The following is a 16,537-nucleotide window of genomic DNA, read 5'->3' on the forward strand; positions in this document are numbered from 1 at the left end:
CACCTTACCCCTACTTCAGCACATCTGCATGCTCATGAAGTCGCTGAATTGCTCTTTTAAAATCAAATTGTTTTAAATCCTGCTCAATCTGATGCCATATATCGTTATATTGTTCAAAGTGCTGGCCACATTCATGCAGTACATCTTTTGCCCCCCGGATAAAACCAATACTTAAATGCTGTTCCAGCTGAAGGACCGCCTCTGCCACGTTCAACAATGGAATGGATGGGTGCACTTCATTTTTGCTTTCAACCACCACCGTGGGGATCTGGGCTTCCTGATCAGCAGCTTGTTCTTGTTCTGGATTTTGCTCATGCTGATGCAGCCAGCTTAAGCCCAATTTATCACCAATTTTGTTCAATAATAAATTGAGATCGACCGGCTTTACTAAAAAGTCTTCGTTGAGAACATCGGTTTCCGGATTGATCATCCGCTCATTGGCATCTGCGGAAATAATAATAATCGGTACATTGGTGATTTTATTCTGGCGCAGCAATTTCGCCGTTTCCCAGCCGCCCAGTAAAGGCATGCTCAAATCCATCAAAATCAGATCAGGATTAAATTCTGGAACCTGACGCAAACAGGCTAAACCTGATTCTGCCTCTTCTAAAATAAAACCTAAGGGTTTAAGAAAATTCAGAACCAGGCCACGGTCGGTCGCTTCATTATCAACCACCAGTATTTTACGGCGTTCTCCGGTATAACCGGTTACAGTATTAGAGGCAACGTCAGCGATCGGATGGATCAGGGATTTAGAAGGCAAATACAGTTTTATTTTAAATACTGAACCCTGTTTTAACTGGCTGCTCAAGGTCAGCTCGCCACCAAGAATATCAACCAGAAGCTTCACGATCGGCAGCCCTAAACCCGTGCCGGCAAAACTGCCCTGTACCACATTACGACCACGTTCAAAAGGCTGGAAGATCCGCTCAACATCCGACTCAGCAATCCCACAACCAGTATCCTGAATTTCAAAATAAGCGGTCTGAAAACGGTAATCGACCTTAAATTTGACTCCCCCCTCCAGGGTAAATTTCAAAGCATTACCCAACAGATTAATCAGTATCTGTTCCAGACGTTTTTTATCAATACGGACATACTGTGGAATCTTGCTACTGATCTCCACATCAAACTTCAGCTGCTTTTGGGCAAACTGTGGCTCGAATATATGCACGATCTGTTTAAGAAATTTTGGCAGGTCGATATTGGAATTTTCCAAAGAAATCTTACCAGTTTCAATCCGTGCCAAATCCAGCAGACCATCAATTAGAGAAGTCAGATGCTGACCGCTCCGGCTAATCACGCCCAGGGCAGATTCGCCCTGTTCAGACAGTTTTTCCTGTTTCTGCAGTAGCTGGCTATAACCGAGAATACTGTTCAACGGTGTTCGTAATTCATGACTGATGCCAATCACATAGCGGCTTTTGGCTTCATTGGCCTTTTCAGCCTGAATGCGGGCATCCTGCAACTGGCGATCGGTAACTTTATGCGCTTCAATCTCATCCATCAGCAGTTGAGTCTGGGTATTACTTTCCAGCTGTGCCTGACGTCGACTTTCATCATTCAGCACTAACCACCAGGCGGCTACACACAGTAGCAGAAACAGTACGGCATAGATTTTGACGAACAACATTGTCAGCGCATCCTGCTGCTGTGACAAAGCACCCAGGCTGGCAGACTCCTGTAAATAAATCAGGCTCAGACTAACTGCCAACACCACGCCCAAGACAAAAATCAGCAGGATATACAGACTTAAACGGGTATTAATATGTTGTACCCAGTATTTCGGCAGGAACCAGGCTGCAAAAACTCTTAGCTGTGAAGACCAGCGTGCATGCGGCTTACACAGATCATGACAACGTGCTTCAAGCGTGCAGCACAGAGAACAGATCTGACTGCTATAGGCTGGACAACTGGCCATGTCTGCAGTTTCATAATCATGCTCACAGACTACACAGGTTTGGGTTTCGACCAACTTCAGCTCAGGCTTTTCTTGACGTGCCAAGTAGTATTTACCTTTGGTAAACCAGGCAATTAGCGGTACACATAACACCGCCGTACCGAGTGCGATAAAGCCGGCCAAGGACCGGGCAATCTCTCCAAAAACTCCCCAGTAACACAGCATGGATAAGACCGATGCAATGATCAGGCTACCGACTCCAACCGGATTAATGTCATATAAATAGGCCCGTCGAAATTCAATTCCTTTTGGACTCAGTCCCAGTGGTTTACAGATCACCAGATCCGCAACAATGGCACCGATCCAAGCAAGGGCCACATTACTGTATAAGCCAAGCACACGCTCCACCGCATGGATTACCCCAAGTTCCATCAACAGCAAAGCGATAAAGATATTGAATACCAGCCAGACTACGCGCCCTGGATGGCTATGCGTCAGACGCGCAAAAAAGTTCGACCAAGCCAATGACCCTGCATAGGCATTGGTAACATTAATCTTGATCTGAGCGACGCAGACAAATAGAACAGTCAGAAATAAAGCGATGCCGGGATGATTGACCACCTGTTGATAGGCAATCCAGTACAGATAATTGGGGTTACTCAGTTCGGAATCGGCAACCAGATACTGCATTGCCAGCGCCATAAGTAGCATACCCATGAATATCTTGATAAATCCGCCCAGAATCCAAGCTGGTCCACCTAAAAAGACTGCCCAATTCCATTTACGCTGAATATGTTTTTTATCGGGTAAAAACCGCAGATAATCCGCCTGTTCTCCGATCTGGGTGATCAAGGCAAAGAGCACCGTGCAGGATGCACCAAAAAAAGACAGATTAAAGGCAGCGCTCTGACTTTTTGCGCCCTCAATCAATGCAAGATTGCTGATCAAATCAGGTTGCTTCACCAACACAAAGCACCATGGTAATAAAAGCAGAAATAACCAAAGTGGTTGAGTGATGGCCTGCACCTTATTGATGAAGCCAATACCTTTGACCACCAATGGCAAAATCACCAGTGCTGAAATCAGATAGCCAATACTCAGGGGTATCCCTAAGCCTAGCTCCAATGCCAGCGCCATGATGGCAGCTTCAAAGGCGAGAAAGATAAAGGTGAAACTGGCATAGATGACCGAGGTAATGGAGGAGCCAATATAACCAAATCCGGCACCACGGGTCAGTAAATCAATATCGACATTATAACGGGCAGCATAATAACCAATCGGCCAGCTGGTCAGGAAAATGATAATCGCCACAACCACCAGTGCCCAGAAAGCATTACTGAAACCGTATTGCCAGAGCATGGTTGCTCCAAGTGTCTCCATTGCCAGGAAACTGACAGCCGCAAGCGCCGTATTGGTCACTGTCCATAGCGACCATTTCCGGACGGATTTAGGCGCATAGCGCAGGGCGTAATCCTCAATACTTTCATCGACCACCCAGGTATTGTATTTACGTCGGGTATGAATGACGCGCTGCGGTGCCTGACTGGTATTCGCTGTTGGGTCCATACAGATCAAATAAAGCTAAATATCTGCTATTACAATGCAATAACTATGCCCAGCCTATCAGTATCTAAAAATAATCCGACTGAAGGTTATATACGTAAAGTGACGTATATGCTCAATTTTTAACTCCCCTTAGGCTTAGTTGCATACCAAGCGCAAACCTATGATTAAGCGCATCAGCACATCTAATTCTATAGGAGAACCCGACATGAGCTTAAAATCAAAAGTAAAGACATCTGGATTACTGGCAGGTTTACTTGCTGTTCCATTCTTGCTGGCACCCGCACTAACCAATGCCAGCGTACCTGCAACGGCAAAGGTCAATACCACGAAACTTAAAGTCGATGACAAGTTTGTATATGTGGGTCAGCTACATTCGGCAACCGGTACCATGGCAATTTCTGAAACCGGTTCAATCCAGGCAGAACGTCTGGCCATTGAACAGATCAATAAAAAGGGCGGTGTACTTGGTCGACAGATCAAAATTATTCAGGAAGATGGTGCTTCTGACTGGCCAACCTTTGCAGAAAAAGCACGTAAATTATCTGAAAAAGACCGTGTTGCTGCAATTTTCGGTTGCTGGACTTCAGCCTCTCGTAAAGCCGTATTGCCGATTATTGAACGCAACAACTCTCTACTTTATTACCCAACCTTCTATGAAGGCTTAGAACAATCTAAAAACGTGATCTACACCGGTCAGGAAGCAACTCAACAGGTACTTGAAGCACTGAACTGGCTGGCAAAAGAGAAAAAAGCCAAAACCTTCTATCTGATTGGTTCTGACTACATCTGGCCGCGTACCACCATGAAAATTGCCCGTACCCACATCGAGAAAGTACTGAAAGGTAAAGTGGTTGGCGAAGAATACTATCCATTGGGCCATACACAATTCGGTTCCCTCATCAACAAAACCAAACTGCGTAAACCAGATGCCATCTTTGCAGCAGTCGTGGGCGGTTCAAACGTATCCTTCTACAAACAAATGAAAGCTGCGGGCGTAACAGGCGACAAACAGACACTGCTTACCCTTTCAGTGACTGAAGATGAATTGCTGGGGATTGGCGGCGAAAACATGAAGGGCTTCTACTCTTCAATGAAATATTTCCAAAGCCTGAATAACCCCAATAATGCTGCATTCGTAAAAGCCTTTAAAGCGAAATATGGCCCTAAAGCGGTGGTAGGTGACGTAACACAAGCAGCCTACCTTGGTCCATGGTTATGGAAAGCCGCAGTTGAAAAAGCCGGTAGCTTCGATGTCGCGAAAGTGACTGCCGCATCTAAAGGCCTAGAAATGAAAACTGCACCTGAAGGCTATGTAAAAATTGACCCGAACCACCATTTATGGAGCAAATCACGTATTGGTCAAGTGCAACCAAATGGTCAGTTCAAAGTTGTTTACGAGTCTAAAGGTCTAATCAAACCAAACCCATTCCCTAAAGGTTACTGAGTTAACAGCCACATGATCAGGGGAAGCCATTCTCCTGATCTTTTTATTCCACACAATTTTTTAAAGCTTGGAGGATGATGCGATGGATCTATCATTTGCAGAATTCGGTGCAATATTTGCCATGCAAGGCTTTAATGGTCTCTCTGTGTTCTGTGTGCTGTTATTGATGGCGCTCGGCCTTGCAATTATCTTTGGGCAAATGGGCGTAATTAACATGGCACATGGTGAGTTTCTGACCATTGGTGCATATACGACATTTTTCATTTCCACACTGACTGAAAGTTTTTTCCCTCAACTCTTACCCTACTATTTCCTGATCGCAATCATTGCAGCCTTCCTCACAGCAGGCATTATCGGTTACATGGTGGAACGACTCATGATCAGCCGGCTCTATCAACGGCCACTCGATACACTTCTTGCAACATGGGGCTTGAGCCTCATCATGCAGCAGTTGTTCCGTTCTATTTTCGGACCTAAGGAAGTCAGCCCGACTTTACCTGACTGGTTAATGGGTTCTTATCAACCGACGGAAGCCATCGATATTCCTATCAATGGTCTGTTCCTGGTGGGCGTTACCCTCTGTGTCACTGCATTTGTCTACTTTCTGATTTACCGTTCACGCTGGGGTTTACAACTTCGTGCAACCAACCAGAACCGCTTTATGAGTGGTGCTGTCGGGATAAATACCAAACGTGTTGACAGCTTAACCTTTGCCTTGGGTTGTGGGCTTGCAGGTATTGCGGGTGCAGCCTTCACAACCATCGGTTCTACTGGTCCTACAGCCGGTTCGCTGTATATCGTCGATACATTCTTAGTCGTGGTCTTCGGCGGCGCTGCAAGCTTGCTTGGCACTGTTGCCTCTGCATTCAGTATCGCGCAAGCACAATCTATTCTGGAATTCTTCCTTTCTGGTTCTGTCGCTAAAGTCCTGACACTGGCTACAGTCATTATTATCCTGATGCTGCGTCCTCAGGGTCTCTTCTCAATCAAAGTGCGTAAATAGGGATTCAGGAGAGGTATTATGAAAAATCTAATGAATGCCTTTTTAGGCGGTAAAGAAGGTGCGATTGGTCTGGTGATTCTTGCCGTGCTGATCCTGCTGGTCATGCCAATGTTCCTGGATATTTTCCGTCTGAATCTGATGGGTAAATATCTGACTTTTGCTTTTGTCGCAATCGGCCTGGTTCTGTGTTGGGGACACGGTGGTATCTTAAGTTTAGGTCAAGGGATTTTCTTTGGCATTGGCGGCTACTGCATGGCCATGTTCCTGAAACTTGAAGCTTCAGACATGCAATCTACAGCAGCGCAAACCACGCCAGGAATTCCAGACTTTATGGACTGGAACCAGATCACCAGCTTGCCAGGCTTTTGGGAACCTTTCCATAGCTTCGGGTTTACTTTGTTTGCCATCATCATCATTCCAATCTTGCTTGCCTTCATCATCGGTTTCGCGATGTTTACCCGTCGTGTCGGTGATGTGTACTTCTCGATCATCATGCAAGCGATTGTAGCGATCCTGACCATTCTGATTATTGGTCAACAAGGTTTCACTGGCGGCATTAACGGGATTACAGACCTGAAAACCCTGCATGGCTGGGATATCCGTACCGATGAAGCCAAATATGTCCTGTACTACATCAATGCCCTGCTGCTCATTGCAGTGATCATGATCAGCCGTTTTGTCCTCAGTTCTAAACTCGGTCGTCTGCTTTCTGCGATGCGTGACAAAGAAGAACGTGTACGTTTTTCTGGCTATGACGTGGCCATGTACAAAGTCTTCATTTTCTGTTTCGCAGCTGTGGTGTCATCTATTGGTGGTGCGATGTTTACCCTGCAAGTCGGCTTCATGTCACCAACGATTATCGGCATCGTACCTTCGATTGAAATGGTCATTCTGGCTGCAGTCGGTGGTCGTCTGTCACTGATTGGGGCAGTGTATGGTGCTGTTCTGGTGAATCTGGGTAAAACTTATTTCTCTGAAGCCTTTCCTGAAGTATGGTTATATTTCCTCGGTGCATTGTTCATCGGTGTGGTCATGTTCTTACCGAATGGCTTAGCGGGTTTATATGAAAAATATGTTCGTCCATTGTTCCTGAAAAAGAAACCGATCGACAGCACTTCGCCGCCGCCAAGTAGTGATCCGGATAAAACGATCGATCCAATTGTGGAAGGAGGCGTGAAATGAATAAAGTCGGCGTAGAAATGAATAAACCGGTTCTGGTCATTGAAGATCTCACCGTGTCCTTCGACGGTTTCAAGGCAGTCAGTGATCTCAACTTCTATCTGGATAAAAACGAAGTCCATGTGGTGATCGGTCCCAATGGAGCCGGCAAAACCACAGTGCTGGATCTGATCTGCGGCAAGACCAAAGCAACTTCAGGCACGATCAAATTTAATGATATTGAACTGACTAAACTGAAAGAGTTCGACATTGTCCGTAAAGGGGTTGGGCGTAAATTCCAGAACCCGAATATTTATGAAAATCTGTCGGTCTATGACAACCTGGAAATGTCCTTCCCGCGTGGCCGTAATGTCTTTGGTGCGCTGTTCTTCAGACGCACCAAAGATGTCGATGAGCGTATTCGTGAAGTTGCTGGCAAGATTTTCCTGACTGACCTGCTGGATACCTCCGCCGGTCTGCTCTCTCATGGCCAGAAGCAGTGGCTGGAAATTGGCATGTTATTGATGCAAGACCCTGAGCTGCTCATGCTGGATGAACCTGTCGCAGGGATGAGTGTGTCAGAGCGTGAGCAGACGGCGCAACTGTTGCGGGAGATTAGCAAAGGACGTTCTGTGCTGGTGATTGAACATGACATGGAATTTGTCAAAACCATTGCGGACAAAGTCACGGTACTGCACCAGGGCAAAATTCTGGCAGCAGGCAAAATGGACGATGTGCAAAATGATCCAAAAGTGATTGAAGTTTATCTAGGACACTAAGGAGGCCACTATGAGCGGATTATTAGAAATTAATGCTTTGTGTTCAGGATATAAACAAAGTCAGGTGATTCACGACCTGGAACTGAAGATCCAGCCGAAGGAAATTGTGGCAATCATGGGCCGTAACGGCATGGGTAAAACCACCCTGTTCAAAACCCTGATTGGTGATATTAAAAATAGCAAAGGTGAAATCAAGCTGGATGGCAAGAATCTGGAAAAGATGGATCCTTACCAGCGCGTAGAAAATGGTGTGGCTTATGTGCCGCAAGGTCGGATGATTTTCTCCACCATGTCCGTACTGGAAAATATCCAGACCGGTTTACCGGCTTCTGCGCACGGCAAAGTACCGGATGACCTGTATGAGCTGTTTCCTGTACTTTGGGATATGCGCAAACGTAAAGGCGGAAACTTATCGGGTGGGCAACAACAGCAATTAGCAATTGCCCGTGCTCTGGCGACCAACCCTAAAGTACTGCTGCTAGATGAACCGACGGAAGGGATTCAGCCCTCTATCATCAAGGACATTGCCAGAACTCTGAAAGAAATTCGGGATCAGCGTGATCTAACCATTGTGGTTTCTGAGCAGGTACTGAGTTTCACCATGGCGATGGCAGATCGCTTCCTGGTGATCGACAAAGGTCGCTTTGCCTACGAAGATGTCCGTGAAAATGTCGATGAGACCACCATCAGTAAATACCTGTCTGTTTAGTCTTCCTGGTTTAATTTGGCTGTAATTTTTCTCTACATCCCCCGATTCGTCGGGGGATTTTTAATTTCTATTTCACTTAATTAATCGGCAGCTGATTTTAATATTTTATTTGATTATTCACATTTAAAAATTCTTTTCAGTCTACGCCTCCATATACGCAATTCAACGTATTTTGCTGTAACGCATTTCACGCGACACTCGAATCATAAAGTTGAATCGATAAAAGAGTTGGAGAAATTTGAATGCGTCACGGTGATATCTCAAGCAGCCCAGATACAGTAGGTGTAGCAGTTGTAAACTACAAAATTCCTCGTTTGCATACCAAAGCGGAAGTGCTTAAGAACGCAAAAAAAATTGCTGAAATGTTGAAAGGAATCAAACAGGGTATTCCGGGTATGGACCTGATTGTTTTTCCCGAATACAGCACCATGGGCATTATGTACGACCATGACGAGATGATGGCAACCGCTGCCACCATTCCAGGCGATGAAACCGCGATTTTCTCGCAAGCCTGTATTGAAGCCAACGTCTGGGGCGTGTTCTCGATTACCGGTGAACAACATGAGGAACATCCAAATAAGGTGCCTTATAACACTTTGATCCTGATTAATAACAAGGGCGAAATCGTTCAGAAATACCGCAAGATTATCCCATGGTGCCCGATTGAAGGCTGGTGCCCAGGTGACACTACTTATGTGACTGAAGGACCAAAGGGTATCAAGATGTCACTGATCATCTGTGATGACGGTAACTATCCAGAAATCTGGCGTGACTGTGCCATGAAAGGCGCTGAACTGGTGGTGCGTTGCCAAGGCTATATGTACCCGGCTGCAGATCAGCAGATCAACATGGCGAAATGCATGGCATGGGCAAATAACGTTTATGTTGCTGTTGCCAACTGTACCGGTTTCGACGGCGTTTACACCTATTTCGGTCACTCTGCGGTAGTCGGCTTCGACGGCCGTACCTTGGGTGAATGTGGTACGGAAGAAAACGGCATCCAATACGCGCAATTGTCACTGCATGAAATTCGTGATGCACGTAAATACGACCAGTCACAAAACCATTTATTTAAATTACTGCACCGCGGCTATACCGGTGTCTATAACAATGGTGACGGCGATAAAGGCGTTGCGGACTGTCCATTCGACTTCTACAAGACATGGGTTCTGGATGCTCAAAAAGCGCAAGAGAACGTGGAAAAAATTACCCGTTCTACCATCGGTGTCGCGGAATGCCCAATCGGCAATCTGCCACATGAAGGCTTGGAAAAAGAAGCATCTTAAGTTTGGTCTGAGAGGAGGTATTCGATATGACATTTGCCAGCGACCGCATCAGTGCCAATCAGGAAACTCTGGCCAAACAGCGCTATGAGATGCAGAGCAAAGAACGTATTGCGCGTACCTCTCGCTTTAGCTTTGATCCTGAAAAAGTCATGCAGCATGTCCGTGGTCATATCATTGGGCAGCGTGCCGCACTGGATGAAATTGAAAACATGCTCTTAACCGTCAAGGCAGATTTTAATGCTCCTACCCGGCCACTGGCAGTCACCTTGATGCTAGGACCGACGGGTGTGGGGAAAACCGAAACGGTTCGGCTGATTGCTGAGGCGATCCATGGCAAGCCAGATGCATTCTGCCGGATCGACATGAACACACTGGCACAGGAACATTATGCTGCAGCACTGACAGGTGCCCCTCCAGGCTATGTCGGCTCTAAAGAAGGCAATACCCTGTTTGATGAAGCCCATATTCAGGGCAGTTTTTCCAAGCCAGGTATTGTGCTGTTTGATGAAATTGAAAAAGCCAGTACCGAAGTCATTCGGGGTCTGCTCAACGTTCTGGAAACCGGAACCTTAAAGCTGACCGCGGGTACTAAAGTATTGGATTTCAAAAACTGCATGATCTTTATGACCAGTAACGTCGGCGCCAAAGATGCTCAGGCACGCTTAAGACAGCTGGCCAAGCTTCCAAAGCCTATTCAGAAACTGGCCCGACTGGCCAAACTGGATGACAGCCAGATTACCGAACGCGCCTTGTACAAGAAATTTGATCCTGAATTTTTGAATCGTATTGAACGCATTCTGAATTATGAAGCGGTAGAAGCTGATTTCGCGCCAACACTGGTCAGTCTGGAAATCGAGAAACTGAATCAGCGACTCTGTAAGCAGAGCCGCACGGTTGAACTTACACCCGCTGCCACCCAGTTTCTGTCTACCGGACACGATGTTCGCTTCGGTGCACGAGGCTTGAGTCGCCGCTTTCGGATTTTGGTTGAGCCACAACTCGCCAGATTTTTTATTCAGAATCCAGAAGCCGGTCAAATCATCATTGATTATGACGGCAAAACGATCCAGGTTCAGTCAGTTCCTGTTGAAAGCGTGATCGAAGATCCGCTGTTCATCATGGATGACACGGGCAATAACATCAAAAACTAGCTTTATTCGACCTCAACATAGGGGGATAAACCATGCAACATATTAAAATTAAACCGGGGGTTCCGCTGGCAGAACAGGCGGAAATTGGACATAACCGCTGGCATCCGGATTTGCCATTTCTGACTTCGGTAAAACCGGGTGAAGAAATCCTGATTGAAAGTCTGGATTTCCTGGATGCGCAGATTAAAGATACCGATGACATTTCTGATGTCAAAAATGTCGACCTGACCCGTGCCCATCCATTAACCGGACCTTTCTATGTAGAAGGTGCTGAGCCAGGTGACTTGCTGGTAATCGACCTGCTCGACATTCAGCCAATTTCAGATGTCGGTTTCTCTGGCGTATTTGCCAAGGAAAATGGCGGTGGCTTCCTGGCTGACTATTTCCCTGAAGCTGACAAAGCTATCTGAGACTTAAAAGGCTTATTTGCGACTTCACGTCATATTCCGGGCGTGCGTATTGCTGGCTTAAAACACCCTGGCTTGATGGGAACTTTGCCATCGCATGATTTGCTAAAGGAATGGAATCGCCGTGAAGCTTTACTGGTTCCTAAAGGTCAGGCTAATCCGCCTGATCCGCGTACTGCTGTTCTGCGTGGCGTAACAGGTGCTGAATTCGACCGTATGGCAGCAGAAGCTGCGCGCACTGTTCCACCACGTGAACATGGCGGAAATACGGACATTAAAGACCTGGCAGCCGGTAGCCGTATTTACTTCCCTGTTTATCAGAGAGGTGCTGGCTTCTCGATGGGCGATCTGCACTTCTCTCAAGGAGATGGTGAAATCGGTTTCTGTGGCGCGATCGAAATGGATGGTGTTACCCGTGTGGGCTTCGATCTGATCAAGGGCGGTATGGAAAAATACAATATCGATTCTCCAATCTTTGTGCCAAGTAATGTCCGTCCGGCTTATGACCAGTGGCTGACCTTTGAAGGCATCAGCGTTGAAGATGGCGTAAACCACTATCTGGATGCCACTGTGGCCTATCGTCAGGCGTGTTTAAAAGCGATTAAATACCTTGAGAATTTTGGTTTTACCGGCTCACAGGCGTATATGTTACTGACTGCGGCACCAGTTGAAGGCCGTATCGGCGGTATCGTGGATATTCCAAACTGTGCATGTACCGTATCTCTGCCAACTTCAATTTTCGAACAGAACATCCTGCCTCAAGGTGCGCTGAACGATGACAAATTCTGGGGGCATAAACGCTAGTTTTACAGTTTATTGTTGTTTTAGCTTCACAACGGGTAGTCATCCAACCTAAAGCCTTCGGCTACCCGTCTTTTTAATTTGAGCCCTTTGTGCTATAGGAGTACAGAAATGCCGTTATATGATTTCCGCTGTGAGCATTGCGAGGGAATTTTTGAACAACGTGTTCCAATTGCCCGTATCTCAACCGATACGATTGAATGTAATTATTGCAAACAGCAGACTTTAGCTAAACCGATGATCACCGCTCATCAAAAAATCAATATGAAAAGTAAATGGCGCCCCTCTTCTGGCGCAGAACAACTTGCAGGGCCTCTGGTAGAAGGACCCGGTACCAATAAAAATAGCGCACGCAGCTCGGTTTTACATAATTGCCGCGGCGTTAACTGTTCTTTATGCGATGTTTAATCCGCCATTTTAAATATTTAACTAATCAGGACTGGACTGCTCCCAGTATCCTAGACACGAGACAGCCTCATTTTGAAGCTATCTCAAAGGCTTCTGCGCTCATCCCATTGAGCTTGATACGCCCCTGATACTCCATAAAGCTGATTTGTTCATCCTCCCTACCTCAAACTACACCACACAAAATAAAAACCCTATGTAGCTGTTATATATAGGTTTTATTGAAATTTCTATTATGTAATTTAATATATTTTATGTCGATGACTCTTGCCAAGGTTGGCGGTTTTGAAAAATTACATCTAACTTTCAAATACTTATAGATGATGAGGGTAATCTGAAACCAAACTAAAATTTCTCAAACAAGTTCATCACGTCATTTTCCGTCAGTTTCGCTTCTCCCTCATGATCTGTGCTTAGAATAGACTGTGCCAGTTCTGCTTTATTCTGCTGCAAGGCAATAATTTTTTCTTCTATGCTTTTATTGGTAATCAGCTTATACACAAATACCGGCTTGTCCTGTCCAATCCGCCATGCACGATCTGAAGCTTGATCTTCAGCAGCAGGGTTCCACCATGGATCATAGTGAATGACCGTATCTGCGGCAGTTAGATTCAGACCGACCCCTCCTGCTTTCAGACTGATTAAAAATACCGGCACTTGTCCAGACTGAAATGCTGTAATGACTTCATCTCGCTTTTTGGTCTTTCCAGTCAGCTTCACATAGCCAATTTCTGCGTGATAGAGCTGTTGTTCAATCAGTTCCAACATTGAGGTAAACTGAGAGAAAATAAGAATTTTTCGTCCCTCTTCCACCATTGGAACAACCATATCCATCAACTGTTCAAGTTTGGCAGAATACGCCTGCCCGGTTTTAACTGAATCCAGTTTCAGCAAGCTAGGATGACAACAGACCTGACGCAGCTTCAGCAAGGCATCTAAAATTTGGATTTGACTACGCTTAAAGCCTTTTTCTGCCACAATTTTCTGAATATTTGCCTGCATCGTGGCGCGAACAGCCTCATATAGCTTGGATTGCTGCTCATTCATGTCAATATTGACTTCAATCGTGGTTTTTTCTGGCAACTCTTTGGCTACGTCAGTTTTCAAGCGACGTAAAATAAATGGTTTAATGCGGTTGACCAGCTTTTGTCTTAACTGCTGATCACCGCGTTTTTCAATCGGATGACGGTATTTTTTATTAAAAATTTCTTGTGAATATAAGAATCCTGGCATCAGGAAATAAAATAGTGCCCACAGCTCACCCAAATGATTTTCCATCGGGGTACCTGTTAGACACAAACGATGTCGTGCTTTTAATTGCCTTACTACCTGTGCAGCTTTGGCACGCGGATTTTTGATATTCTGCGCCTCATCCAAAATGAGTTGATGATATTCATATTGCTTTAGTTGCTCTTCATCTCTCGCCAGAAGCGGATAGGTGGTTAACACAATATCATAGTGCGGAATCTGCTCAAAATACTGATGGCGATCGGGCCCCTGTAGCAGCAATACCTTGAGCTCAGGGGTAAATTTCTCCGCTTCTTTGAACCAGTTATGCATCAGCGATGTGGGTGCAACAATTAAGGCGGGACTGTCCTGCAAATATCCAGCCTGCTTTTCCATGAGTAAATGGGCTAAAGTTTGTGCTGTTTTCCCCAAGCCCATATCATCTGCCAGAATCCCGCCATGCTGGGTTTCCCTTAAAAACTGCAACCAGCCTAAGCCCTGCTGCTGGTATGGACGCAACTCTCCCTGAAAACCTTGTGGTGTCGGCAGTTGTTGCTGATAGCCTTGTTTGAATTTCTGTACAAATTGCTGCAGGCGATCACTGACCTGCCATGTCATCCCAAGATTATGCTGCAATTCTAATAATTGACTCGCATCATAGCGATCAATACTGCGCTCTTCTTGCTGTAAAATGCTCTGCAGATGCAACAATACCGGCTTAATATCCCTAGCGGATAGAGCCAAATCAGGTTGATCAACTGCAGTTTTCACGGTGAAAATTTGACTGTCATGCAGATGAATAAAAGTCCGCGGATCAAGTAAATCAGGATTTACTCGCACCAAAGCTACGAGCGCATCAAGCAAATTATAAGAATTGCCTGCACTGTCTTGAACCGTCGCCCCGATATTGAACCAGTCCTGCTGACCTTCAGATTCAGTGATAGAAATATTTAAATTTTCAACATATTGCAGATTAAAGGGGCTGTTTTCCAGATGCTCTATCTGCCAGCCCATCAACTCAATTTGATTGATGGGCATCAGCTGTTTGATCCAATCTCCATAGAAAGCAAAAACCATAGAATCAAGACGTTGTTTATTCAGTTTTAATTGATGGTCATAACTAAGATCTTTCACCCACTTCAGTGATTCGACCAATAGCTGTAAACGTTGGATTGACTGTTGTTCCTGAACTAAGTCCCGAAGCTGTCGTACCATTTTGTCATGCTGCTCACCAATAAAACTGTCGCCTGATGTACCTGCTTTTATTCTTCCGCCTGCATAGGAGAATTCAATTTCAGCACAAACAGACTCTTCCCATTTCCAATCAAATTTATCTAAAACACCGAAGCGTAAAATTGGCTGGGGACTACCCTCAAGGACATCAATATGCTGAATAGACTCGGGCTGAGGCAGATTTTTCACGTCTGAATATTGATGAGTCAGTTTCTCAAACTCTGGCAAGAGCATAGATGGAAGATCAGGCATCTGTAAAAAATGGTACAGAAGATTTGCCGTATATTCACCATATAACTGGCCCACCGTGTTCTGTTGAATATCCACATAACATGGTGGATGACTCGCGAGAATCTGAATATGTGGATTTGATTTCAAATCGAGTCGAATATCACCATTGACCAATTCAATGTTTAAATGCTCTGTCTGTTTGTTTACACCTTGTTGCCAGATCAGTTCGATGTGATAGCCTTGTTCTGACCATTGAAGTGCAGTATGGCTCTTTTTTTGCCAGTACACATCGCCACTTTGAATAAAAGATTTGAAATGCTCCAATAAAATTCCGGAGATATCAAGATTGCTTTGATAAAATCGTTCGTCACTGTTTATTTTGGCATAATAATAAATCTGGTTAAATAATTGTCGTTTTTGTTCAGGTAAAGTCAGATGCTTTCTGGTGATATTTTCATATTGGGTATAATAACTTTCCCCCGCAATTGAGCCGTTTTTATTGCGTCTGGCCTTCTGAACATCAACTGTCAATTTCTTTAAGCTGACAGACTGATCTAGCAGGTAAATTAAATAATTGTTTGTTTTGACAGATTGCTCTGGTTCAGTCTGTTGTAAATACCGTTTAAAATCATTCAACCAGCGCTGTGCCTGATCATCCCCCCGTAGGCGTTTTGCGATTCCCTGCGGGGATTGAGAGTCAGCATAACGCTGCTGAAATTCTTGGCGATATTCCTGAAAGAATAACCGCGCTAAAGCAGCAGCATGTTTACAGTTATATCCAACCGGACAAGTGCAGTCGTCATCGATTAAACGGTCTTTTTTAAGATTATAGGTAATCGCGGTATCGTAATAATCTGTCCCTTCAATTTGAGCATACATCGTGACATCTTCATTTTCCTCAAAGAACTCAATTGTTTCCCTATCAATGTGTTTAGCATAGCTCAGACTGCGCTGAAGAGTTGCAGTACTAAAGCGAGATAGAAAATTGATCAATGAGGACATAATTACCAGAAACCAAAAATGTTTATACAATTATAACGGACAAAGCTGTCATTTCAGAACAGTATTGCTCGCCAATGTATTAAAAGGAAATAAATCCATGCTCAAAAACTTAATGTTTACTACAATGGATGGGGTGAATATTGGCTTTGGGGTACATTGGTCTCCTCAACCGCAATCACAGGTCGGCCATTAATCGCCTTTGAATACAGTGCAGAAGCGATCAGTAAAGGTTTAG

The 16,537-nt window shown here is 45.1% G+C and carries 10 protein-coding genes and 1 pseudogene; 9 read left to right on the forward strand and 2 right to left on the reverse strand.

Going from position 1 to position 16,537, the window contains the following annotated elements; all coding sequences use genetic code 11:
- Window positions 1-10 precede the first annotated feature (10 nt).
- Entirely contained in the window at window positions 11-3,466 is a 3,456-nt protein-coding gene (locus AC4CUZ_RS02825; protein ID WP_180056357.1) for a hybrid sensor histidine kinase/response regulator, read from the reverse strand.
- Window positions 3,467-3,671: 205 nt separating this feature from the next.
- Here AC4CUZ_RS02825 and urtA point away from each other — a divergent pair, with 205 nt between their 5' ends.
- The 9 genes and pseudogenes from urtA (at window position 3,672) to AC4CUZ_RS02870 (ending at window position 12,612) form a co-directional block, all read left to right on the forward strand.
- Window positions 3,672-4,910, forward strand: a complete 1,239-nt coding sequence (urtA, locus tag AC4CUZ_RS02830) for an urea ABC transporter substrate-binding protein (RefSeq protein ID WP_115736226.1) — start codon at window positions 3,672-3,674, stop codon at window positions 4,908-4,910.
- An 82-nt stretch (window positions 4,911-4,992) separates the two neighbouring features.
- Window positions 4,993-5,913: an urea ABC transporter permease subunit UrtB gene (gene urtB, locus AC4CUZ_RS02835; protein WP_000365952.1), complete on the forward strand. Its 921-nt coding sequence runs from the start codon at window positions 4,993-4,995 to the stop codon at window positions 5,911-5,913.
- An 18-nt stretch (window positions 5,914-5,931) separates the two neighbouring features.
- A complete protein-coding gene (gene urtC, locus AC4CUZ_RS02840) occupies window positions 5,932-7,095 on the forward strand; it encodes an urea ABC transporter permease subunit UrtC (RefSeq protein ID WP_004813838.1) in 1,164 nt (387 codons plus the stop codon).
- Window positions 7,092-7,850 (forward strand): urea ABC transporter ATP-binding protein UrtD, encoded by a 759-nt coding sequence (urtD, locus tag AC4CUZ_RS02845; protein ID WP_048882155.1) that lies wholly within the window; start codon window positions 7,092-7,094, stop codon window positions 7,848-7,850. Before urtC ends, urtD begins: the two co-directional genes overlap by 4 nt.
- Window positions 7,851-7,860: 10 nt before the next feature.
- Window positions 7,861-8,559: an urea ABC transporter ATP-binding subunit UrtE gene (gene urtE / locus AC4CUZ_RS02850; protein ID WP_490747186.1), complete on the forward strand. Its 699-nt coding sequence runs from the start codon at window positions 7,861-7,863 to the stop codon at window positions 8,557-8,559.
- A gap of 242 nt (window positions 8,560-8,801) precedes the next feature.
- Window positions 8,802-9,845, forward strand: a complete 1,044-nt coding sequence (locus tag AC4CUZ_RS02855) for an aliphatic amidase (RefSeq protein ID WP_004777704.1) — start codon at window positions 8,802-8,804, stop codon at window positions 9,843-9,845.
- 26 nt (window positions 9,846-9,871) lie between these two features.
- Window positions 9,872-10,996 (forward strand): AAA family ATPase, encoded by a 1,125-nt coding sequence (locus tag AC4CUZ_RS02860; protein WP_004777705.1) that lies wholly within the window; start codon window positions 9,872-9,874, stop codon window positions 10,994-10,996.
- A 32-nt stretch (window positions 10,997-11,028) separates the two neighbouring features.
- Window positions 11,029-12,207: pseudogene (gene fmdA / locus AC4CUZ_RS02865) on the forward strand (formamidase).
- A 108-nt stretch (window positions 12,208-12,315) separates the two neighbouring features.
- Window positions 12,316-12,612 carry an FmdB family zinc ribbon protein gene (locus tag AC4CUZ_RS02870; RefSeq protein WP_115736227.1) on the forward strand — a complete coding sequence of 99 codons (297 nt, stop codon included), beginning with the start codon at window positions 12,316-12,318 and terminating at the stop codon, window positions 12,610-12,612.
- Between the two features lie 342 nt (window positions 12,613-12,954).
- Here the strand turns inward: AC4CUZ_RS02870 and AC4CUZ_RS02875 are convergent, their stop codons facing one another.
- A complete protein-coding gene (locus AC4CUZ_RS02875; RefSeq protein WP_411691781.1) occupies window positions 12,955-16,302 on the reverse strand; it encodes a DEAD/DEAH box helicase in 3,348 nt (1,115 codons plus the stop codon).
- Between the last annotated feature and the right edge of the window lie 235 nt (window positions 16,303-16,537).

It is taken from the genome of Acinetobacter sp. 789_lipA (assembly GCF_058242845.1).